The sequence below is a fragment of the Lachnospira pectinoschiza genome (assembly GCF_020564355.1).
GTDB classification, from domain to species: domain Bacteria; phylum Bacillota; class Clostridia; order Lachnospirales; family Lachnospiraceae; genus Lachnospira; species Lachnospira intestinalis.
This window is the reverse complement of sequence record NZ_JAJCRR010000006.1, coordinates 113,080-135,453: the sequence shown is the minus strand read 5'-3', so window position 1 is coordinate 135,453 and position 22,374 is coordinate 113,080. Positions and strand designations below refer to the sequence as shown.

At 42.1% G+C, this 22,374-nt stretch carries 21 protein-coding genes; 1 reads left to right on the top strand and 20 read right to left on the bottom strand.

The features are described 5' to 3' along the window. Positions 1 to 4: 4 nt before the first annotated feature. The 18 genes from LI288_RS12735 to LI288_RS12650 form a co-directional block, all read right to left on the bottom strand. Entirely contained in the window at positions 5 to 1,021 is a 1,017-nt protein-coding gene (locus tag LI288_RS12735; protein ID WP_227090738.1) for a glycosyltransferase family 2 protein, read from the bottom strand. 136 nt (positions 1,022 to 1,157) lie between these two features. Beyond that, entirely contained in the window at positions 1,158 to 2,924 is a 1,767-nt protein-coding gene (gene argS, locus LI288_RS12730) for an arginine--tRNA ligase (protein WP_227090736.1), read from the bottom strand. 85 nt (positions 2,925 to 3,009) lie between these two features. Then, positions 3,010 to 3,750, bottom strand: a complete 741-nt coding sequence (truA, locus tag LI288_RS12725; protein ID WP_227090734.1) for a tRNA pseudouridine(38-40) synthase TruA — start codon at positions 3,748 to 3,750, stop codon at positions 3,010 to 3,012. Between the two features lie 31 nt (positions 3,751 to 3,781). Next, positions 3,782 to 4,144, bottom strand: a complete 363-nt coding sequence (locus LI288_RS12720) for a response regulator (protein WP_022431642.1) — start codon at positions 4,142 to 4,144, stop codon at positions 3,782 to 3,784. A 42-nt stretch (positions 4,145 to 4,186) separates the two neighbouring features. Then, positions 4,187 to 4,786 (bottom strand): chemotaxis protein CheX, encoded by a 600-nt coding sequence (locus LI288_RS12715; RefSeq protein ID WP_022431641.1) that lies wholly within the window; start codon positions 4,784 to 4,786, stop codon positions 4,187 to 4,189. Positions 4,787 to 5,055: 269 nt separating this feature from the next. Further along, complete coding sequence (guaB, locus tag LI288_RS12710; protein ID WP_022431640.1) at positions 5,056 to 6,516, bottom strand: IMP dehydrogenase; 1,461 nt, start codon at positions 6,514 to 6,516, stop codon at positions 5,056 to 5,058. 109 nt (positions 6,517 to 6,625) lie between these two features. Continuing rightward, entirely contained in the window at positions 6,626 to 7,135 is a 510-nt protein-coding gene (locus tag LI288_RS12705) for a DUF6106 family protein (RefSeq protein WP_227090732.1), read from the bottom strand. 183 nt (positions 7,136 to 7,318) lie between these two features. Beyond that, positions 7,319 to 8,944, bottom strand: a complete 1,626-nt coding sequence (gene groL, locus LI288_RS12700; protein ID WP_022431638.1) for a chaperonin GroEL — start codon at positions 8,942 to 8,944, stop codon at positions 7,319 to 7,321. A 59-nt stretch (positions 8,945 to 9,003) separates the two neighbouring features. Beyond that, positions 9,004 to 9,288: a co-chaperone GroES gene (gene groES / locus LI288_RS12695; RefSeq protein WP_022431637.1), complete on the bottom strand. Its 285-nt coding sequence runs from the start codon at positions 9,286 to 9,288 to the stop codon at positions 9,004 to 9,006. Positions 9,289 to 9,476: 188 nt separating this feature from the next. Then, positions 9,477 to 10,379: a DNA-3-methyladenine glycosylase family protein gene (locus LI288_RS12690; RefSeq protein ID WP_227090730.1), complete on the bottom strand. Its 903-nt coding sequence runs from the start codon at positions 10,377 to 10,379 to the stop codon at positions 9,477 to 9,479. Between the two features lie 15 nt (positions 10,380 to 10,394). Then, positions 10,395 to 11,102, bottom strand: a complete 708-nt coding sequence (locus tag LI288_RS12685) for a DUF6062 family protein (RefSeq protein ID WP_227090729.1) — start codon at positions 11,100 to 11,102, stop codon at positions 10,395 to 10,397. A 110-nt stretch (positions 11,103 to 11,212) separates the two neighbouring features. Then, complete coding sequence (locus tag LI288_RS12680) at positions 11,213 to 11,818, bottom strand: manganese catalase family protein (protein WP_022431634.1); 606 nt, start codon at positions 11,816 to 11,818, stop codon at positions 11,213 to 11,215. 3 nt (positions 11,819 to 11,821) lie between these two features. Continuing rightward, positions 11,822 to 12,346 carry a spore coat protein CotJB gene (locus LI288_RS12675; RefSeq protein WP_227090728.1) on the bottom strand — a complete coding sequence of 175 codons (525 nt, stop codon included), beginning with the start codon at positions 12,344 to 12,346 and terminating at the stop codon, positions 11,822 to 11,824. Between the two features lie 90 nt (positions 12,347 to 12,436). Then, complete coding sequence (locus LI288_RS12670) at positions 12,437 to 12,595, bottom strand: spore coat associated protein CotJA (protein ID WP_227090726.1); 159 nt, start codon at positions 12,593 to 12,595, stop codon at positions 12,437 to 12,439. 298 nt (positions 12,596 to 12,893) lie between these two features. Beyond that, the gene (locus LI288_RS12665) at positions 12,894 to 13,766 is read right to left on the bottom strand and encodes a methionyl aminopeptidase (RefSeq protein ID WP_022431631.1); all 873 of its coding nucleotides are present in this window, start codon (positions 13,764 to 13,766) and stop codon (positions 12,894 to 12,896) included. Positions 13,767 to 13,816: 50 nt separating this feature from the next. Next, entirely contained in the window at positions 13,817 to 15,463 is a 1,647-nt protein-coding gene (locus LI288_RS12660) for a putative manganese-dependent inorganic diphosphatase (protein ID WP_022431630.1), read from the bottom strand. A 133-nt stretch (positions 15,464 to 15,596) separates the two neighbouring features. Continuing rightward, on the bottom strand, positions 15,597 to 17,006 hold the full coding sequence (locus LI288_RS12655) for a methyl-accepting chemotaxis protein (protein ID WP_022431629.1): 1,410 nt from the start codon (positions 17,004 to 17,006) through the stop codon (positions 15,597 to 15,599). Between the two features lie 93 nt (positions 17,007 to 17,099). Then, positions 17,100 to 17,876, bottom strand: coding sequence for a PHP-associated domain-containing protein (locus LI288_RS12650; protein ID WP_227090724.1), 777 nt, complete (start codon positions 17,874 to 17,876; stop codon positions 17,100 to 17,102). 200 nt (positions 17,877 to 18,076) lie between these two features. Here LI288_RS12650 and LI288_RS12645 point away from each other — a divergent pair, with 200 nt between their 5' ends. Continuing rightward, positions 18,077 to 19,096 carry an ABC transporter substrate-binding protein gene (locus LI288_RS12645; protein ID WP_331464653.1) on the top strand — a complete coding sequence of 340 codons (1,020 nt, stop codon included), beginning with the start codon at positions 18,077 to 18,079 and terminating at the stop codon, positions 19,094 to 19,096. Between the two features lie 36 nt (positions 19,097 to 19,132). Here LI288_RS12645 and LI288_RS12640 read toward each other — a convergent pair whose 3' ends face one another. Together LI288_RS12640 and LI288_RS12635 are read right to left on the bottom strand one after the other, a co-directional pair. After that, entirely contained in the window at positions 19,133 to 21,487 is a 2,355-nt protein-coding gene (locus LI288_RS12640) for an HAD-IC family P-type ATPase (RefSeq protein ID WP_227090723.1), read from the bottom strand. Beyond that, positions 21,480 to 22,301 carry a YhfC family glutamic-type intramembrane protease gene (locus tag LI288_RS12635; RefSeq protein WP_227090721.1) on the bottom strand — a complete coding sequence of 274 codons (822 nt, stop codon included), beginning with the start codon at positions 22,299 to 22,301 and terminating at the stop codon, positions 21,480 to 21,482. The genes LI288_RS12640 and LI288_RS12635 overlap by 8 nt, the downstream gene beginning before the upstream one ends. Positions 22,302 to 22,374 lie beyond the last annotated feature (73 nt).

The window sequence follows — 22,374 nt, the reverse complement described above, 5'->3', positions numbered from 1 at the left end:
CCTCCTAGTTAAATCCAATCCACTTATTCATTACTTTGTAACCTGTCTTTGAAATCCATCTGCCGGATTTCCCCGGAAGATTGACTGAAAAACCAAGCATACTATAACGAAGCATTTTATAAACTTCCTTATCCTTTGCCTTGACATAATTCCACAATTCCTGCTTTTTGGCAAAATTTTCAGGTGTGCCTGAAAGAATCAGAAAGATCGATGATACTTCCATCATAATACGCAGATAATTGCGCATATACATACGGCATTTCTGATTGCTGATTTTCTGCTCTGTATAAAAATCTACCATTCTGCGTGTAACGCGCAGCTGCTGGTCAATTCTTGAAATCATGACCGTCTCATTGACAGACTGGTCATCCCTGCCGATAAAATAGCGGTAAAAATTCGTATTGATATAATACATTTTCTTAACATACGGCAGTGGTTCAAATACAAAAATGTTATCCACATAAAATGTATGTTTTGGCAGCTGCAATCCACATTTTTTCAGCAATTCCGTCTTATAAATAACCGTATGCATTAAAATGTACTGGTCCATCTTAAAATGTCCGATATCATTCCATGTAAAAAGAGTTTCTTCCGGAAATACATTGTCATAATGGATGACTTTCTTACGCTTTGCACCCACTTTTTCATAGACGTAATTTGCAATGACCATATCCGGTTCTTCTGCCTCGTCAAATTTTTTGAGCGTTGCCAGTACTCTGCGGTAACTTTTTAAATCCACCCAGTCATCACTGTCAACCACTTTAAAATATTTACCCGTTGCATGTGCCAGTCCTGTATTAACTGCCTGTCCATGTCCACCGTTCTCCTGATGAACCGCCTTAACAATCGTCGGATATTTTGCTGCATATTCATCTGCAATTTTTGCTGTTTCATCTTTGGTAGAACCATCATCTACAATGATAACTTCTACGTCCTCACCGCCTGCCAGAACAGACTGAATACATTTTTCCATATATGCCGCCGAATTGTAGCATGGAATAGCAAATGATAATAATTTCATAACTTTATACGGATTTCCGTTTCCTCCTTCTATAAATCCTATCCCTCTAAGCTTCTGACCTGTACAGCATACCGTCCTTTTCTTATCTGCGGCCGCACAAAATCTTAGCTTTTTCTTTTGATATTCTTATATATTCCTACATTCTGTCCGGGCATTCAATTGCCAGCAGTTCTATACACTGCTCTAATACGGCTTTTGTCAGACAAATTAACGCAATATAGCCCTTCTGCTTTGCTTCGTCTGTTTCTGCAAGAATCTTGGTATCGTGATAGAATCCGTTAAATGCGTTGGATACTTCATAAATAAACTGGCACAGCTTATGCGGCGCTTTTTCTGTATAGACTGCCGCCATAATTTCCGAAAACTTTGCCAGAGAAAGCATCAATGCCTTTTCCGTTGCGGAGTCCGCCGGATTAATGCTGAGATTTTCCAGTGTCTTTCCGCTATCGGTATATTTGTTTAAAATAGATTTAATTCTTACAATTGTATATAAAATATATGGACCTGTATTTCCTTCAAATGATGCAAAACGTTCAATATCAAATACATAGTCTTTGGATGCCTGATTGGATAAATCCCCGTACTTTAAGGCTGCAAGTCCAACAATCTTTGCCGTTGCTCTTGCTTCTTCTTCATCCATTGTACGGTTTTCCATCATCTTTTTATAGACCGCTTCATTGATATCGGCAATCAGATGTTCCAGACGCATCACACCGCCTGAACGTGTCTTAAACGGCTTTCCATCTTTTCCGTTCATTGTTCCGAAGCCTAAAAATGTCATTTCTGCCTGCGGATTTACGATGCCTGCTTTCTTTGCCACACGGAATACCTGTGTAAAATGCAGTTCCTGTCTTTTATCAGCCAGATAAATATAAGCATCCGGCTGATACAGTTTTTCTCTTTCCACCAGCGTTGCCAAATCGGAAGTTGCATACAGTGCGGCACCGTCTGATTTTCTGACAATACATGGCGGCAGTTCTTTGGTATCGCCTTCTTCCTGAATATCCACAACCATAGCACCCTGACTTTCGTAAGCCAGTCCCTTGTCAATCATCTCCTGTACCATAGACGGAATATACGGCTGTGCATCGCTTTCCCCTTTCCACAAATCAAAGGACACATTCAGATTATCATAGTTTTTCTTTAAATCCGCTTTGGAAACTGCCATAATATGTTTCCAGATTGCCGTACATGCCTTATCCCCGCTCTGCAGCTTTAAGGTTGCATTATGCGCTCTTTCCATAAATGCTGCATCTTCTTTGGATTTTGCACTGGCTGCCGGATAGATTTCCTCCAGCTCGGAAATGGTAAACGGTGCTTCTGCCGGATATTCACCTGTAAACTGCTCGTCAAAATACGGAAGTTCCGGCTTTCTATCACGCAGTTCTTCAATAATTAATCCCATCTGAAGACCCCAATCGCCAAGATGTACATCACCGATTACTTTATTGCCCGCAAAACGCTGGATTCTCTTTACACTCTCACCGATTACCGCAGAGCGCAGATGTCCTACGTGAAGCGGTTTTGCCGCATTGGCTCCGCCGTAATCCACAATGACCGTCTTTGGCTTTTCAGGATTTTCATAACCAAACTGCTTTGCCTGTGTCATTTCATTGACATAGTCTGCAACTGCCTGTCCGCTTAAAATAATATTGATAAATCCCGGTTTAACGCTTTCGATACGGTCAAACAGCGGATTTTTGTCCAATTTTGCAACAACTTCATCTGCAATCATAAAAGGTGCTTTTTTGTATTCCTTTGCCGCTGCCATCGCACCGTTGCACTGATATTCGCACAAATCCGGGCGGTTTGATAAAGAAACTTTTGCATACTTTCTATCATAACCACATTCGGCAAATGCATTCTGTAACTGTTCCGTAATCTTTTCAACAATTGTATTCATGACTCTCTCCAATTCTTTTTACTATATAAAAGGGCTGCTTCATTAAGAATCTATGTTCATTAACGAAACAGCACCTCATCATACACTAATATCGGACTTCTTCCAAAAACAGTCCATAACTTTCTGCCGGCAGTGACATCTGAACATCTTTTCCATCCAGAATGTCCCGTACATTTTCCGGCTTTTTTAGACCGGTTCCAACATCCAGCAGAATTCCTATCATCAGCCTTGCCATATTATGCAAAAAATCATTTGCCGTAATACGCAGCTGCACAATACCGCTTTCATCACAGCTGATAGTAATATTCTTAATTTCCCGTTCGGTAGACTTGCTCTTTCTTGCTGTGGTGAAAGCCTTAAAGTCATGCTTTCCAAGAAAATAAGCGGCTGCTTTATTCATTGCTTCATAATCGAGCGGATGAAATGTGTGGTAACTATACTTTCTTTCAAACACACTGGCAATAGACTTCGTATCAATCCGATACAGATACGTTGTTTCCTTTGCAAGCAGCTGACTGTGAAAACGTTCATCAACTGCTTCCACTTTCAACACGGCAATGTCACGCGGCAGATATCTGTTCAGATAATTCCTTAATTCCATGCAGTTCTGTCTGGAATTCAGCTTGAAATTAGCCACCTGTCCATAAGCGTGAACGCCCTTTTCTGTTCTGCACCCGCAGAACAGTTCTGCTTCCTCACCTGTCATCTTTTTTAAAATCTCTTTAATTTTAAATTCCACAGTATTTTCCGAAGCATCTTTGCCAAGACGCTGCCATCCGTCAAAACGTCCGCCGTCATACTGTATCAAAATTCTGTAATTATACATACTGCCTCATTCTGCCGCTTATACGGCTTTATTATTCTCCCATAACCTTTTCGAGTACAGATACGATTGCACTGCTCTCAAACGGCTTCTGGATAAAATCAGCCGCACCTCTCTTTAATGCTTCTACAATATTGGTCTTCTGTCCGGCTGCGGTAACCATTACAATCTTAGCTGCCGGATTAATCTTTAAAATCTCACTGACTGCATCAATCCCATCCAGCTTTGGCATGGTAATATCCATTGTAACAATATCCGGTTTAAATTCCTCATATTTTTTCATGCCATCTTCGCCGTCAACTGCTTCTGCTACAACTTCGTATCCCGCCTCTGTAAGCATATTTCTTAAAAAACGTCTTGATGTTCTTGAGTCATCTACTATTAATACTGTAACCATACTATTTCTCCATTCCTCCGCTTTTGCGGTTTTTTCATTTCTTTACAAATAGGTTTCCTGGCTGGCAAGCTCCACATTCTCATTGATTGCCATAATCAAGTCAAATTGACTGCCTTCGTAACCGATGGTTACGACATAAAATCCTTTTTCACTTGTAATATGCACGTTATCATAAAATACCGGTGGATATAATACCACATCTATATCATCATCGCAAAGTCTTGTTGCAAATGCACCATTCGTACAATTAATCAGTTCGCAGACTGCATCGTATGCATCCATATCAAATTCCTGAAAATCTTCCATTGCAAAATCCGATGCAACCTTTAACAATACCTCATCGCTTCCGATAATCCCAAAGAAAATATCCATATCGCCATCCATCATCTGACTGCCGATAAAATCCCCTTCATACTCCTCTTTTATCGTAATCTTTTCCAGTGTCATTTCGTCACCAAGATAATGTTTCAGGCTTTTTAATACACACTTTAACTGTAAAATATACTCCTCCTGACGCATCTTTACAAATGTAGACACCATTGCATCAATATCCCCATCTTTTAATACCCGCAGTTCCCTGTCTGTCAGATTGTTGCCAACGTGGTTGCGGGCGATATACCCGCCAAACATCATATCCTTCATTGCTATACCTCTCTTAACCCATCCATCATTATACTGCTCGTACAATCCCCTATGAATATCAGCACAATTATTTATTACATTATACAACACATAAACTATATTAATCAAGCAGTTTCCCAATAAAATGATATCATACCATATTCGGGCAGCACTGGCATTCTCCGCTCTTTTTCTGTTACTGTGCCTGTAATAATATTTTCCTTGAACATAACAACAGCCGCCCGGTCAACACATTACCGGACGGCTGTCTTGTTATGATTATTTGTTTTTTACTTATCCTCTACACTGTAGTTTGGAGCTTCCTTTGTGATATGAATATCATGTGGATGACTCTCTCTTAATGCTGCAGATGACATCTTGATAAACTGTGCTGTTTCCTGTAATGTCGGAATATCCTGCGCGCCACAGTATCCCATACCGGAACGAAGACCACCCATTAACTGGAAGATGGTATCTTCTACAAGTCCCTTATATGCCACACGTCCTTCAACACCTTCCGGTACCAGCTTCTTAGCGCCGGTCTGGAAGTATCTGTCCTTACTGCCGTTTTCCATGGCAGCGATAGAACCCATGCCTCTGTATACTTTATATTTTCTTCCCTGGAATAATTCAAATGTTCCCGGGCTTTCGTCACAGCCTGCAAGCAGACTTCCGAGCATACATACGTTGCCGCCTGCTGCGATTGCTTTTACGATATCTCCGGAGTACTTGATACCACCATCGGCGATAACCGGAATACCGTACTTCTTCGCTTCTTCGTAAGCACTCATAACTGCTGTTACCTGTGGTACACCGATACCTGCAACAACTCGTGTTGTACAGATAGAACCCGGTCCGATACCAACCTTAACCGCATCTACGCCTGCTTCGCAAAGAGCCTTTGCAGCTGCACCTGTTGCAATGTTTCCGGCAATTACCTGAAGGTCCGGATATGCAGCCTTAATATTTTGTAATGTAGTGATAATGTTCTTTGAATGACCGTGTGCAGAATCGATTACGATACAGTCAACCTTTGCCTTTACAAGGGCTTCCACACGTTCCATAACGTTTGCCGTAATACCGACAGCGGCGCCGCAGAGCAGTCTTCCCTGTGCATCATGGGCAGATAACGGATATTTAATCTGCTTTTCGATATCCTTAATTGTAATCAGACCCTTTAACTTAAATTCGCTGTCTACAATCGGAAGTTTTTCTTTTCTTGCCTTGCCTAAAATCTTCTTTGCTTCGTCTAATGTAATGCCAACCGGTGCTGTAATCAGATTCTCGCTTGTCATACATTCCTTAATCGGTCTTTTATAATCTTCTTCAAACTTCAGATCTCTGTTGGTGATGATACCCACCAGCTTGCCATCATCATCTGTAATCGGCACACCTGAAATTCTGAATTTACCCATCAGATTATTTGCATCTTCGAGTGTATTGTCCGGATGCAGATAAAATGGGTCCGTAATAACGCCATTTTCCGAACGCTTTACCTTATCCACTTCTTCTGCCTGCTGTTCTACAGACATATTCTTATGAATAATACCAATACCGCCCTGTCTTGCCATGGCAATTGCCATTCTGTGCTCTGTAACAGTATCCATTCCCGCGCTCATCAATGGAATGTTTAACTTAATGTTCTTTGTCAACTGTGTTGACAGATTAATCATATTCGGCGTTACTTCTGAATACTGTGGAACTAATAACACGTCATCAAATGTAATGCCTTCGCCAATGATTGTACCCATTTCTACTGTATCCTCTCTTTCTTTCATTTTAATGTGTTTTGTGTATTATTTGACAATATAACAAAATACGCTGATAATGTCAAACACTTTTTTCTGTACATTCACTTTTTTATTCATCCATGCGGTCTGCGGCTTTCGGTACACCCGCCCGAAGTGCCTCAAGCATCTTTTCATCCGGTTCTAAGATGATGCGCACCATTTCATTGCTTGCATCCATTGTATATAAAACAACCGTCTTTTCTGGTGCTGTATTGGAAGTGTATTCTGCGGTCCGCAGTTTTTTGTGTTCCATTCCAAGCGCTGCCTGGCAGGTCGGTTTCGCAAGCATGGATGCTTTTGCAATATTGTATACCCCGCAGCGTTTTCTCATGGACTGTGACATAATTTTATCAATTGTGAGCTCACCGTCCACTAATGAATATTCATACTCTGCATTGTAATATTTAAACAATATCACCGTAAATACCGCAAATATCGCTGTGAGCAGAATTCCCAGTGCATAAGTTGACGGAATCGTTGTGACTGCAAGAATACATGCAAGAATCATAACGGTCTTAAATACTGCCGCCTGCTTTGGGGCTTTCGTTTTTAAAATCTGTTCTGTTGTAATATTATACATAAATTCTCCATTCTGCCGGAGTTTAAACCAGCCTGTCTGTTACTATCATAATCCTTTTTGTACTAAAAAGCAATAAAAACCGGCAGATTTGACAAAATCTGTCACCTCTGCCGGTTTCAGTCTGCTGCCCGTTTTACCGTCCAGCCAAAAAATATTTATTTTTATGCATTTTAACAGCAGGAATTACATCATTCCCATACCGCCCGCACCGCCTGCCGGCATTGCCGGAACATCTTCTTTGATTGTTGCAACAACGGATTCTGTTGTAAGCAGTGTAGATGCAACACTTGTAGCATTCTGTAATGCACTTCTTGTAACCTTTGCAGGGTCTAAGATACCGGCATCAATCATGTTGACATATTCGCCGTTTAATGCATCGAAACCTGTTCCCACTTCAGATTCTCTTACCTTATTAATAATAACAGAACCTTCCAGACCTGCATTTGCTGAAATGTGGTATAACGGAGCTTCGAGTGCCTTTAAGATAATCTCTGCGCCTGTCTTTTCATCACCTATCAGTGTTTCTGTCAGTTTCTTCACTTCCTTAGAAGCATGAATATAAGCAGAACCACCACCAGAAATAACACCTTCTTCTACGGCTGCTCTTGTTGCATTTAAAGCATCTTCCATACGAAGCTTTGCTTCCTTCATTTCTGTTTCTGTTGCAGCGCCGACTCTGATAACAGCTACGCCGCCTGCCAGCTTTGCAAGTCTTTCCTGTAACTTTTCTCTGTCGAAATCAGATGTTGTTTCGTCAATCTGTGCACGAATCTGTGCAACTCTTGCTTCGATTGCAGACTTTTCGCCTTCACCGTCAACAATAACAGTATTTTCCTTCTGAACCTTAACAGACTTTGCACGGCCGAGCATATCCATTGTAGCATCCTTTAATTCAAGTCCTAATTCTTCTGAAATAACCTGACCGCCTGTAAGGATTGCAATATCCTTTAACATTTCTTTTCTTCTATCGCCGTAGCCCGGAGCCTTGACAGCAACAACATTGAATGTACCTCTTAACTTGTTGACGATTAATGTTGTAAGTGCTTCACCTTCAACATCTTCAGCGATAATTAACAGCTTTGCACCGCTTTGTACAATCTGTTCTAAGAGCGGAAGGATTTCCTGAATGTTAGAAATCTTCTTGTCTGTGATTAAAATGTATGGATTATCAAGAACTGCTTCCATCTTATCCATATCTGTTGCCATATAAGCTGAAATATATCCTCTGTCAAACTGCATACCTTCTACAAGGTCAAGTTCTGTCTTCATGGTCTTAGATTCTTCGATTGTGATAACACCGTCGTTAGAAACCTTTTCCATTGCATCTGCTACCATCTGTCCGACTTCTGCATCACCTGCTGAAATAGAAGCAACCTTTGCAATCTGATCCTTGCCTGTTACCTTTTCGCTCATCTTTGCAATCGCTTCTACAGCACACTCCGTTGCCTTCTTCATGCCTCGTCTTAACACGATTGGATTAGCGCCTGCTGCAAGATTCTTCATACCTGCATTTACCATTGCCTGTGCAAGAACGGTTGCTGTTGTTGTACCATCACCTGCTACATCATTTGTCTTTGTAGCAACTTCCTTTACAAGCTGTGCGCCCATGTTTTCAAATTTGTCTTCCAGTTCGATGTCCTTTGCAATTGTAACACCGTCGTTTGTGATTAACGGAGCACCGTAAGACTTATCCAGAACAACATTTCTTCCTTTCGGTCCTAATGTTACACGTACTGTATTTGCTAACTTATTTACACCTTCTTCAAGAGCTTTTCTTGCATCAATGCCATATTTAATTTCCTTTGCCATGATATTTGACCTCCGATTTCTATTTTATACTGTATCAAAACTGCTTTTACCAGATTTTTCTATTCCATAATTGCAAGGATATCAGACTGTTTTACGATGATATATTCCTCGCCGTCTAATTCCACTTCTGTTCCTGAATATTTAGAATAAATAACTTTATCGCCTGTCTTAACCTGCATTGTTACTTCCTTGCCGTCTACAACTCCACCAGGACCAACTGCAATAACTTCTGCCTGCTGTGGTTTTTCCTTTGACTGACCCGGTAATACAATGCCTGATTTTGTCGTTTCTTCTGCCTTTAACGCTTTAATTACAACTCTGTCTCCCAATGGTACTAACTTCATATTATCCTCCATTCCGCCGCCGGTAAGGCTGCCTTTGCGCCGCCCCGAACTTGTATACGACAGCTGCTATTATTTTCCTTGTTAGCACTCATTTAATTTGAGTGCTAATTTCAATATCATTAAAATATCACTCTGCCTTTTGTTTGTCAACAGATAATTGGAAATATCTTTTGTTTTTAATAATTAGATTATACTTTTTTAATTTTTTGATTTTGCGTGCCGATACGCACTGTTTTTCCGTAAAAAAACAGATACTGCTGGGCATAGCCGCCGTAGCTTCCAAAACGTGTCTTTGCAAATGCCGCAATTTTTTCTTTGTCCGTTTCCTTTCCCGAAAAATAAAGCTGCTCCATAATCCGCTTAATCCACACATCCACCGGAAATGCATCGCGCTTATCCAGCCCGAACAGCATACAGCAGTTTGCAACCTTACTGCCGACCCCTTTTATCTTTGTCAGCATTTTCTCACATTCTGCGGTATCCGCCGCTTTTAATGCAGCCTCCGATATCTGTCCGTCTGCCGTTTTCTGCACCGCATCTACAATATACGGCGCTCGGAAGCCCGTTTTGCAGTCCCGCAGGTCTTCTTCCGTGACATTGCACATCTGGCTGACCGTTGGGAAGGCAAAGAATCGCATTCCGTTTATTTCACCCAGATCATCCCCGAAACGCTCCGAAAGCGTTTCCACAATCTTCTTAATATGCGGAATCTGCTTATTCTGCGATATAATAAAGGAAATTAAAGTTTCAAAAAATTCCTGCTGTAAAATATGTACGCCCTGCATGGTTTCCACTGCTTCCTTTAACGTATCGTCCGTCTGTAAAAGCGCCGCCTTTATCCTGCCGTAGTCCCTGCCAAAGTCAAAATAATCCCGCCATATCATTTCGTAATCCTGCATCGCCGTATCAAACAAAATTACGCTGTCTTTTTCCTGACGGATACGTAACAGTCTATGAAATGCACAGACTGCATATTCCTGTTCGGCGAGTTTTTTAAAATGAAAACACTGCCCACATTCTAGTGTCTGCGCAAGATCAAAATCCCTCACTTCTGTAAGTACAACATTTCCCTCATCATAAGAAATCTGCATTGCTTGTCCTTTCTGCTATAAAATTGAATTATCCTTTGTCATGGCGCGCGTCAGTGAATCCTTCGCATTTTTCCACGGCTCGTCTGCATATTTATGGTCAAATTTATTGATAAACCATGCCACATCATCACGCACACGCTTCATATTTTCCAGATACAGTCGGTCTGTATCCACACGGAAGTTTTCTGCCGTACTGCCCGAAAACTTCTGTGCACCGCGCTCGATTAACATGCCGTAATGCGCTGTACAAAAACCCTTGCTGTGCAGGTATTTCTCTTTAAATGCTGCATCAGACTGATATAAATGCAGCACCGTATCCACATACCGCTCAAATGTATTTTGTATACGGTTACACACAAAGCAGGACTGTTCCAGTTCTTTAATATAATCACATGCTGACGGTGTTTCTGCCTTTTTAAACAGCGTCTTTGCCTTTACCGGCTGTTCATTTCTTTTTTCAATCTCGTTAATCACCTTGTCCATATGTGTCTTCATCACCAGTGCAAATCCCAGACGGTTTTCTACAGCATAAATCTTTTTCAAATGCTTCCGGCAGAATCCCATTTTGTCTGTTTCGGCACGGATATCGTCTTCCATGTAACTTGGTCCCATCGTATATTCTACCGCATTATTTTCCAGTTCCTGATACATTGCGCAGAGTGGACACTCGCAGTCTTTGTCAAATGCATCATTAACGGGAATCGTATATATCTTTTCTTTCATTTTTATACTCCTTTTTATGTATACTGCCTGCATAACAGACAGGGCCGCCGGCACTCTTTGCGGCAGCCCCTTCTAAACTCTTTGATTGTATCATACTGTATGCACAAATGCTATTTACATTTTTTATCAAATTCGGGATTAAAGGCATAGAAATTATTAAAGTCTAAGCGTTGCTGCACTAAAGAAAGTGCCTCACCGAAACGCTGGAAATGCACGATTTCACGCTGACGTAAAAACCGCAGCGGCTCTAATACATCTGCATCGTCCGTAAGCCGGATAAGGTTGTCATAGGTTGAGCGGGCTTTCTGCTCTGCTGCCAGATCTTCAACCAAATCTGTAATCGCATCGCCTTTAGACTGGAACTCGCACGCATTAAACGGAATTCCTCCTGCCGCCTGCGGCCAGATTCCAGTCGTATGGTCTACATAATACGCTTCAAACGGTGTCCCCTTAATCTGGTCAACGCTTAAGTTCCTCGTCAGCTGATGTACCATAACGCTGACCATCTCCAGGTGTGAGAGTTCCTCTGTCGCGATATCCGTCAAAAGCCCGGAAACTTCACGGTACGGCATGCTATACCGCTGGGACAGGTAACGCATGGAGGCGCTGGACTCCCCATCGGGGCCTCCGTATTGACTGATAATCATTGCCGCAAGTGCCGGATTGGGATTCTTAATATGAATCGGAAACTGTAATCTTTTTTCATAATTCCACATCGTTTAACCCTCCATTTCCCACGGCATTGGTGTTGCAACCCAGTTCCAGTAGTTTTCATTTGTTACATGATAAAAACTTAAAGGACCTACATTTTCATTGTAAAGCCGCACTGCTTCTGCGTACTGATGCTTCATATCGGCATAAAATGCCAGTGCTTCACCGTCATCGGGATGGGTATCCAGATACAGCGCCGTTTCCACCATAACAAATCCCAGCTCATACACATCTGCGATATAACGGCTTTTGTTACACTGCTGATTCTGTACAGACTGCAGTCTTCTTTCTGACATTCTGTTTTCCGGCACCAGACGCATATTCTCCTGGCATCCCTGCATTGGCAGACGATGCTCCATTCTGTTTGGCATTCTCATTTCTCTTCCCATTCTGTCAGTACACGGACAGTTTTCTCCTGCCCTTCTACCGGCAGGATTTTTACTGCCTGCCTGCTCCGGCCGGATTCCCTGACAGCCGCAGGAATCCCCTCTACCTGGCATATATGGATTTCTCATATCCTTCACGTTTGCCATGCTCCTCTCTTTATACGCGGCATACTGTTTCACAGAGTCCGCAATGCCGCTGTTTGCCTGCACTCTGCATTTTAACCGGCTTTCTGCCCGTTAACGGCTTCTGTCGCATCTGCAGCCGACAAACGGCTTATTTAATATTGGAAACAATGTTCCGTATTTTAATGCTCTGCATGGTTCATACACCTCGCCCCAGTGCTGCCATGGCACATATGTCATGCCCACAACCTGCGGCGGATTTTTTTTATTCATACAATCCATACTTACTCCATATAATTTATTTAATACTATTATATGATTTCACACAAAAAGAGTTCTTCCCCTCTTTTGCCCCGCCACACTAAAAGACTGCCAGTCTTTCCTCGTCTACTTGCCTGATCTACATACATGGGTTACGGTTGCCTTTTGGACTTTGCTGTCCTAAGTCAGCTCATCCACCATGTACGCCTTGTATCAGATTTCTGTCCGTGATACTTAGAAACGTGCGCCGCCAGGCGCACCCATCAAAAAAAGCCCCGGCATTATCCGGAGCTTTTTTATCCATTTTTTATTACCACGACATCACTTCATATCCGTCATTGGTTACAAGTACCATAATTTCCCACTGTGCTGACGGCTTTTCATCATCCGTATAGATTGTCCAGCCATTCTGTTCATCAATGTAAATCTCACTTGTTCCCATATTAATCATCGGTTCAATTGTAAATACCATGCCCGGTGCCATCACCATTCCAGTGCCTTTTTTTATCACATAGCTGACATATGGGGCTTCGTGGAATTCCAGTCCGATACCGTGACCACCGACCTGACGGACAACAGAATATCCGTTTTCCTTTGCATGGTCCTGAATCGCCTGTGCCACATCACCTAAATGTCCCCATGGTTTTACCTGCTGTAAGCCCAGCTCCACACACTCTTTTGCCACACGCACGAGCTTCTGGTTTTCTTCGGAAACATTTCCAATACAGAACATCCGGGATGAATCTGAAAAATATCCATTATAAATGGTTGAGCAGTCCACATTGACAATATCGCCGTCAATTAACTGTACATTATTGGAAGGAATTCCATGGCACACCTGTTCATTAATGGAAGTACATACGCTCTTTGGAAACCCTTCATAATTTAACGGTGCCGGAATACCCCCCATTGCCGTTGTCTTCTGATAAACCATCTGATCGATTTCTTCTGTCGTCATACCTGCACAAATGTGTTCTGCCACATAATCAAGTACTGCAATATTAATCTTGCTGCTTTCACGCATTCCCTGTAACTGTGCTTCATTTTTAATAATTTCCCGCGGTGGAACCTTATGAAATTTTCTTCTGTACATTTCAATTTTTTTATCAAAATCCATGTGGCATTCACCGTATAACTTTCCACTCTTGCACCAGCATGGCTGGTCCTTTGTCAGCTTTTTCAATTGTTTTCCTCTTTTCTTTTTATTTTTCTTTTCTGCTTTTCTAAAATCCGTTACTGCTGTAATGCCTCCACAATTGCCGGGAAAAACTGCTTCTTTCTGGATACGACACCCTGCAGCTTTACACAAGCATCCTTTACTTCTACGCCAAACGCCTGATAAATCACAGCATTGGCATTGTTACCCGCACAAAGTACCTCAGAGGATTCCGATACAATATCAGTGAGCAGAAAATAAACAATTCCCGCACTGTTATCCTGTACAACGCCCTGTATAAATTCTGCCAGACGCGGTTTTACTTTTTCTAACTCCTCCGCACTCATAGAATTAATCTGTCCGACACCAATTGCAACATTGTTAACGGAAAACTTTTTATAATCCTGATAAAAAATTTCTTTTGCAGATTTACCGGATAAATTGCTTCCGGCACGGAACATTTCCCGCCCATATGTTTCAATATCCAGCTCTGCCTTTTTTGCCAGCTGCATGCACGCTGCCACGTCATCCGACGTACACGTCGGTGATTTAAAAATCAATGTATCGGAAATGATTGCCGAACACAGCAGCGCCGCTGTATTTTTATCAATTTCCGCCTGATTTTCCTGATACATATGATAAATAATCGTTGCCGTACTGCCAAGCGGCTGGTTTCTAAAAAATACCGGTGATACCGTCTGAATTGCCCCCAGCCGGTGATGGTCAATAATTTCAAGAATTTCCGCTGTTTCAACGCCATTGACTGCCTGACCCCTTTCGTTGTGGTCAACAAGAATCAATTTTTTCTTTCCTGCTCCCAGTAAATTTCTTCTGGAAATCATCCCCACATAATTGCCCTGTGTATCCTCGACCGGAAAATCCCGGTGGCGAAGCTTTGCCATAACCGTCTGGATATCTTCAATAAAGTCTTCTGTTTGAAATTTGACAATTCCTTCTTTTTCTTTCATCAGAAAACGTATCGGCATACTCTGGTTAATCAGTCTTGCTACCGTATATGTATCAAATTTAGTTGTAATTAACAGACAGTTGTGTTCCTTTGCCACTTTTGTGATGGTCTTTGACACCTGTGCGCCTTCACAGATAATCAGGCATCCTGCCTCCATTTCAATTGCGCACAGCTGTGCCTCATAGCGGTTTCCCAAAATAACAATATCCCCTGTCCCGATATAATTTTCCATCATATCCGGGTTAGCCGCCGCAATCACAACTTTTCCTTCTTTAAAAATACCGTCTGCTTCCCCTGCAACAACCGTTCCTTCCAATGTATCCACAATATTCTGATACCGTGTCTGGGCTGTTGCAAGAATGGTGCTGTCATAAACCTGAAAATACGATTTTGCTATATCTCCAATCGTAATCAGTCCTTCCAGCACATTTTCTTTTGTTACCGGAAGTGTCACGACATTCTGCTCTTTCATCAGGGTCCACGCCGTTTTTACTGAAATCTCTTTAGAAACACCCGGTGTTTTTCGAATCTGGATATCCCGCACCTGCGGTCTGACATCCTTCATATATTCCGGCGGCTGTACACCCAGTTTATCCATGACATACTGCGTTTCTTCATTTAAATGTCCTGCACGTTTTGCCACATAATGCTGTCCTGTTATTTTTTCTTTTAGTCTTGCATAACAAATTGCTGAGCATACAGAATCTGTATCCGGATTTTTATGTCCAATCACATAAACTGTTTCCTTTCCTTCCATATCCACCTCTCCACTTAAAAAACTGTTATAGCTGTACCGTTTCTACCTAACATACATACTATAACAGTTCTTTATGGTTTTCAACCGTTTTGCCTTTATTTTGTCTGTTTAATCTGTCTGTAAGCACGCTGCACTAATTTGTGAAAACAACAATATTGGTCTTATCTGTTTCTCCCAGACGTGCCAGCAGCTTTTTAAGATTCTCAACCGCTTTCTTATAAACATAATATGCATCATATGTCTGCTGGAAATAATCCATGGCTCCCTGAATATCCTCACGGTCTTTTGCCTCCCATGAAAGTGTCGCATATTTATGGATATTATTATGCGTTTCAATAACTTCTTTAAATTCTGCACTGCCTGTAATCTGTGGATTCGTCTGTGCAGCAAGCCATTTACCGATTTTACAGGTCTTCGGATTATTCAGCTGTTCTTTTCTTAACCGCTCAAAATCAACGGCATTGTTATAAACTCTCCACATCAGGATAAAGTGGTCATTAATAAATACATCCAGCCAGTCCTGCTGTGTAATCTCAGCAAATCCACGTACCATATCACTTCTTGTTGTATCAATGTAACGCCCGATTTTATAGACATGCGTTCCCATTTCCGTACAGTCATCAGAAAGTTCTTTATAACTCTTGGAAATGCTTTCAATCTGCCTTGTAAAGTCTTTTGTTACGTCTGTCTGTGTATCAATATCCTCAAAAGCATTGTCAACACGATCCTTAATCTGATTCATCTGCTGATTCATCTGTCGGATTGATTCCAATGACTGTTCTACCTTTTCATTGCCCTCTGCAAGCTTGGAGGTTGTTTCATTCATGGAAAGTGCCAGTTCCCCGATATCCGTACGCAGTTCTGCTACATATTTAACAATGTCTTCTGCAGATTCTGCGGTATTGCCGGATAACTGTCTTACCTGATCAGCAACGACTGCAAAGCCCTTTCCTGCTTCTCCTGCTCTTGCAGCTTCAATAGATGCATTTAACGCCAGCAGATTACTCTGGCTTGCAACCTTCTTTACCACATCGACAATTTCACCGATTTTATCAATCTTGCCCTGAAATTCCTGTACCTGTTCATTGATTGCCTGAATCTTTTCAGAAGACTCATTGACAACCTGTATGCTGTTGTTCATATTTTCCGTACTACTGTCAGCGGTTGCAATGACATCATGTGTATTCTCACGGATATGTGACATTGCTTCCGAAATATTGTTAATAGATGTTTCCATGTCACGGCTTGCATTTTCCATATCCCGGATGGATTCTGTCTGGGACTGAACCTGATCTAATGTCTTTTTTACATAAGAGTTATCACCGATTGAACCCATTGCCTGATTCAGACGCATTACAAAATTGTTATTGGAACGCTTATATGCATGAATCAGTTCATTAAACTTTTCTCCATATGCCGGATTCTGAAATGCGCTTGTATCAATATCTTCATAATTACCGCCAATCACACCATCCATTGCCTGCATAAGCAGCTGCAAGTCCTTTTCTTCTGAATAACCATTTGCTGTCTTTTTTCCAAACATATCTATTACCTCTCTGATTCGCTTTTATCTTAGTCGTATTTTATCACATAATAACAAAAAATAATACTTATTTTTGCTTATTTTTTGCATATATTACAAAATTTTTTTCCTAATCCAGCGCAATTTCTTCCAGTTCCACAATGCTCCCAGTTTATTGTAAACCCAGTACCCTGCATTTGCCGCCTTTTGCAGCAGAAAATTTGTCTCCTCTTCCATTTCTTTTAAAACACTGCCGCCCTGTGCCTGCACCCATCCTTCTTTAATTGCCCGGATTAAATCATTGTTGTTTGCAATTTTTTGTGTGAATTCTGTATATGCTGCCCCGACTACGCGCATCTTATGTGCATCCGACCCTGCCACTTTCGGCTTATGCAGACAGCCTGCCAGATTATCAGCACAGGCATTTGCCCACGGTCTGGTGCAGGCATTAAATGTTTCCACGAAATCAAATTTTTCCAGGAATTCATTGTGTTTTTTACCAAATCGCGTATTGGTAAATGCAAAAAATCCCGGCCCGTAAGGATGTGCAAGCCCTAAAATGCCCCCTCTTTCATGCACAATCTTTTCTAACTGCGCCAGTGTCATTCCACGGATTTCCATAAAAGCATCATTTATACAGTCCGGCAGTACCGCAATCACATGACCGCCATCCCTTGTATCATACTCAATGCCCTTTAATACCGTAAACGGCTTTTCCAGATGCAGATTCTTTGCAATCTTTTCAAATTTGCGGTAGCCGTCATAGGAGTTGTGGTCTGTTACCAGCATTCCGTCAAAGCCTTCTTTTACCAGCTTCGTGATATATTCCTGAATCGGCACTTTTGCATCAATTGACCCCTCTTTTGTATGGCAATGCATATCCAGCTTCATTTTTATTCTCCATTCTGTATTTTTTAACATAAGTGTCAAAAACAAATTTTAACATTTATATTACCTATCATTATAAATCATTTGACAATTTCATAACCAGCTACACTATAACACAGCGCCACCTTTTTTTCCATATTTTTTCACTTTCCGGTCCCTTATTTCATATATTAAAATAACTCTGCTATCAAAGGATTTTGTTTATGAATTATCGGAACTGTCTTAAAATTTTATGCAGTATTTCTGTTGTCTGCCTGTGCTGTACATGTATGGGCTGCAGCAAAACAAAAAGCACCGGCAGCACATCCATCACTTTAAATGAAGTTGCGCACTCCGTTTTTTATGCACCACAGTACGCGGCAATTGAATTGGGATATTTTAAGGAAGAAGGCATTGACCTTACACTTGTGACCGGATTCGGCGCTGACAACGTTATGACTTCCCTGATTTCAGATGATGCACAGATTGGCCTTATGGGTTCTGAATCTTCTATCTATGTATACGCACAGGGTGCATCGGATTACGCCGTCAATTTTGCCCAGTTGACACAGCGCGCCGGCAACTTTCTGGTATCCAGAACGGCAGAAGATGATTTTTCATGGGAAAACCTGCGCGGAAAAACGATTCTTGGCGGCAGGGCAGGTGGTATGCCACAGATGCTTTTGGAATATATTTTAGAAAAGAACGGACTGACTAAAGAAGACGTCAATATTATTCAAAACGTAGATTTCGGCTCAACTGCCGCGGCATTTTCGTCCGGCATTGCCGATTATACCGTGGAATTTGAACCGTCCGCAACACTTCTGGAACAGGAAAGCGCCGGATTTGTCGTGGCTTCTTTGGGCGTGGAAAGCGGCTATGTGCCATATACTGCCTATTGTGCCAAAAAGAGCTTCCTTTCTAAAAACTCCGATGTGATTGCTGGCTTTACCAGAGCCATTCAAAAAGGGCTTGACTACTGTAATTCCCACTCCGCCGAAGAAATTGCTGCGGTAATTGCGCCACAGTTTCCGGAAAATACCCAAAACGATATCGCCGTCATTGTTGCACGATATCAGAATCAGGACACATGGAAAACCGATACGGTATTTTCCAAAGAAAGTTTCACACTGCTGACTGATATTTTACGAAACTACGGCGAGTCAAACACGGATGTTCCTTATGAAGACCTTGTCACCACAACATATTCCAAACAGGCAGCGGCCGAATCTGTTTCATATTAAGCCATATGTAAGATTTAACTCTGCCGCTTTTTCATTTCATGATTTAAAGTGCCGTCCGAGTCGTTCGCGGAATTTTTTGCTGTGCTTTGCATGCCTTTGAACCTGTAACAGCACCAGACGGCACATCACTGCAAAGACCGGAACTGCTGCTGCCATTAAAATCCCCGTAACCATTACCCATACCGGTGACAACGGATACAATGCGAACAGCGGCTTTAAAAACAGCACACTGAATACTGCCCCGGATGCCATCAGTATACAGATGCCTGTTCTGATTTTATCCAGCGGCATACAGATTCTTATAAGTGCTGCCATTCCGACAGCCAGCAATATCATGATACACATTGTAGAAAGCTGCTCATGTCCGATGCCGGCACAATTTCCTGCAACGTTAAGCACTGCCAGCAGTATAAAATCCGTCAGTGCCGCAGGCAGTGCCAAAAGCACGACATTGGTTAAAAAATGTCCTTCTATGCGGCTTTTATCCGGCTGCATTGCCAGTAAAAATGCCGGTGTACCGATGGTGAATGTTCCCAAAAAAGACAACTGTGTCGGATACAGCGGATATTTACTGACTGCCACAAATGTAAACAGTGTCATCAACATAGAAAACAGATTTTTCACCAGAAACAGCGAAGCAGAACGCTGGATATTGTTGACCACGCGTCTGCCCTCTAATACCACGTACGGCATCCTTGCAAAATCAGAATCCAAAAGAACAATCTGTGCCGCATTGGATGCCGCTTCACTGCCGGATGCCATCGCAATACTGCAGTCCGCTTCTTTTAATGCCAGCACATCATTGACACCGTCCCCTGTCATGGCAACAACATTGCCTGCTTTTTTGAGTGCCAAAAGAAGTTTCTTTTTCTGTTCCGGCGATACTCTGCCAAATACCGTATACACCGGTGCAGCTTTTTCCAGTTCTTCATCAGAAAGCTGTGAAACATCAATATATCTGTCTGCTTCTGCAATCCCTGCCTTTTTTGCAACTGCCGCCGCTGCTTTGGGATGATCGCCGGATATAACCTTAATACAGACGTCTTCTTTCTGAAAATATTCAAATGTTTCCCGCGCATCCCTTCGGATCGGATTACTCACTAAAATAAATGCAAGCGGTTCAAACAAATGCTGTTCTTCCCCATACCTGCCAAATACAAGTACACGCACACCTTTGTCGATTTTATCCAAAATTTGCACGTCATATTTTCCGTAACGCTCTGCCAGAAGCCGCTCCGGCGCACCAATCAGATATAGTCCTTCTTCAAAACGTACACCGGAATATTTGCGCTGTGAAGAAAACGGAATGACTTTTTGTGCCTTTCGTTCACTTTTTCCGTCAAAATAGTCTTTTAATGCCTGCATCGTGATATTATCCGCATCCAGATTTGCTACAACATCTCCAATTAAGGCATGAAGCGAAGTTTCTTCTTCCTCTTTTGCCAGCGGAATAATTTCCCGGACAGACATTTTATTTTCCGTAATCGTTCCCGTCTTGTCCACACACAGGACATTGACCCGCGCCAGCGTTTCAACACACGCCATTTCATGAACCAGCACTTTTTTTCTGCCAAGGCGCATGACACTGACAACCAGTGCAATGCTCGCTAAAAGATACAGTCCTTCCGGTATCATACCGACCAGTGATGCAATCATGGATACGACACTTTCCTGTATGGTCGAACCAATGACAAAATGCTGCTGTAAAAACAGAAGGATTCCAATCGGTATAATGGCAATGCCAATGATACGCACCAGACGGTCTAAGGAACACATCATTTCCGTCTGTGTATTTTTACGCGATGCTTTTGCTTCTAACATCAGCTGTGCCGCAAAAGATGACAGTCCCACTTTTGTAAGTGTCGCATATCCTTTTCCTGAAACAACAAAACTGCCGGAATACAGTATATCGCCCGGATTTTTTACCACTTCATCCGCTTCACCTGTAATCAGTGCTTCATTGACACGCAGACTGCCTTTCTCAACAACTGCATCTGCACAAATCTGGTTTCCTGCCTGAAAAACGCAAAGGTCTCCAAGCACCAGCTGTTCTGAATCCACCTGCAGCATCTGCCCGCTGCGCACAACCTGCGTTTTAGGTTCATTCATCAGTGTCAGCCTGTCTAACACCTGTTTTGCCCGGATTTCCTGAACAATGCCAATCATTGTATTGCACACAATAATAGGCAAAAAGGTCATATTTACATATGACCTTACAAAAACTAACAATGCCGTAAACACTGCAAATATGAAGTTAAAATATGTAAAAATGTTACCGGCAATAATCTGTCCGACAGATTTGGACTGATTTTTCACCTGTACATTTCCATAACCGGCATACAGCCTTTTTTGTGCTTCTTCGCAGCTTAATCCACGGTTTTCATTAGTCATCTGAATATTCAATCTCCTTACCCGCAACGCGGAACGTATAATAAATAGTGACTGCAAAAATAACCAGCTTTACAGCAAAGCTTACCGCTATGCTTGCAACGGATTCCTGATTATAAAGCTGGAATGAAATCATCGCAAAAAATGTCACTGCCGCTGTAACGCCGTACCACCATTTTGCCAGATTTCCTTTAATAACACCAAAAATTACATTCATTAATGCGATATTTAAAACCATATCGAGAATACAGTTGACACCCAGTAACAGCCATAAAACGGATGGTGTTGTAAACAGTGCCGAAACCGTTTCATATGTTGTTGTCACCTCTTCCGCCGCCAGCTGTGCCAGCATATCCTGTGCCTGTCCTGCCTGGATTGCGGTACACCACGTAATGTAGGAAATCGCTGTCATACCGTATAAAAGGCTGTCGCCGATTGAAAGACCGATTCCCGCAAGATAGACATCGCCTTTACGCTCAAAACGTTCATTTAACATATAGCCGGTAACAACTCTTGCTGCTGTAAATCCGGCTGTCGCAAACAGCGCATATACAATATTATACGTTGCCGGGTTGTTATAAAAAATATTGTCTATACTCGGTATCAGTGCCAGCGCCGATGTTGCCAGATTGGCAAAAATAAATACAAAAACGGCATAGGCAATCACACCTAAAATCCCCGGCATAACTCTTGCTTTCCATCTTTTCATAATGACAACTACAAGTACAATAATTGCCGAAAGCATAAGAATCCCACCCGCCGAGAGCATGGATGACGTTCCTGCCGGCAGGGTCTGTGTCAAATCAATTGTTTCCATAAAATCTCCATTCCGCCGTTTCCATCTGCCACGGCTTTTTATCTTTCTTAATCATATCATTTCTGTCTGTAAA

Coding starts and splice junctions, on each gene's coding strand:
- LI288_RS12735 (WP_227090738.1), bottom strand. CDS start 1,021: ATGAAATTATTATCATTTGCTATTCCATGCTACAATTCGGCGGCATAT.
- argS (WP_227090736.1), bottom strand. CDS start 2,924: ATGAATACAATTGTTGAAAAGATTACGGAACAGTTACAGAATGCATTT.
- truA (WP_227090734.1), bottom strand. CDS start 3,750: ATGTATAATTACAGAATTTTGATACAGTATGACGGCGGACGTTTTGAC.
- LI288_RS12720 (WP_022431642.1), bottom strand. CDS start 4,144: ATGGTTACAGTATTAATAGTAGATGACTCAAGAACATCAAGACGTTTT.
- LI288_RS12715 (WP_022431641.1), bottom strand. CDS start 4,786: ATGAAGGATATGATGTTTGGCGGGTATATCGCCCGCAACCACGTTGGC.
- guaB (WP_022431640.1), bottom strand. CDS start 6,516: ATGGGTACAATCATTGGCGAAGGCATTACATTTGATGACGTGTTATTA.
- LI288_RS12705 (WP_227090732.1), bottom strand. CDS start 7,135: ATGTATAATATTACAACAGAACAGATTTTAAAAACGAAAGCCCCAAAG.
- groL (WP_022431638.1), bottom strand. CDS start 8,944: ATGGCAAAGGAAATTAAATATGGCATTGATGCAAGAAAAGCTCTTGAA.
- groES (WP_022431637.1), bottom strand. CDS start 9,288: ATGAAGTTAGTACCATTGGGAGACAGAGTTGTAATTAAAGCGTTAAAG.
- LI288_RS12690 (WP_227090730.1), bottom strand. CDS start 10,379: ATGCAGATTTCTTATGATGAGGGAAATGTTGTACTTACAGAAGTGAGG.
- LI288_RS12685 (WP_227090729.1), bottom strand. CDS start 11,102: ATGAAAGAAAAGATATATACGATTCCCGTTAATGATGCATTTGACAAA.
- LI288_RS12680 (WP_022431634.1), bottom strand. CDS start 11,818: ATGTGGAATTATGAAAAAAGATTACAGTTTCCGATTCATATTAAGAAT.
- LI288_RS12675 (WP_227090728.1), bottom strand. CDS start 12,346: ATGGCAAACGTGAAGGATATGAGAAATCCATATATGCCAGGTAGAGGG.
- LI288_RS12670 (WP_227090726.1), bottom strand. CDS start 12,595: ATGAATAAAAAAAATCCGCCGCAGGTTGTGGGCATGACATATGTGCCA.
- LI288_RS12660 (WP_022431630.1), bottom strand. CDS start 15,463: ATGGAAGGAAAGGAAACAGTTTATGTGATTGGACATAAAAATCCGGAT.
- LI288_RS12655 (WP_022431629.1), bottom strand. CDS start 17,006: ATGTTTGGAAAAAAGACAGCAAATGGTTATTCAGAAGAAAAGGACTTG.
- LI288_RS12650 (WP_227090724.1), bottom strand. CDS start 17,876: ATGAAGCTGGATATGCATTGCCATACAAAAGAGGGGTCAATTGATGCA.
- LI288_RS12645 (WP_331464653.1), top strand. CDS start 18,077: ATGAATTATCGGAACTGTCTTAAAATTTTATGCAGTATTTCTGTTGTC.
- LI288_RS12640 (WP_227090723.1), bottom strand. CDS start 21,487: ATGACTAATGAAAACCGTGGATTAAGCTGCGAAGAAGCACAAAAAAGG.
- LI288_RS12635 (WP_227090721.1), bottom strand. CDS start 22,301: ATGGAAACAATTGATTTGACACAGACCCTGCCGGCAGGAACGTCATCC.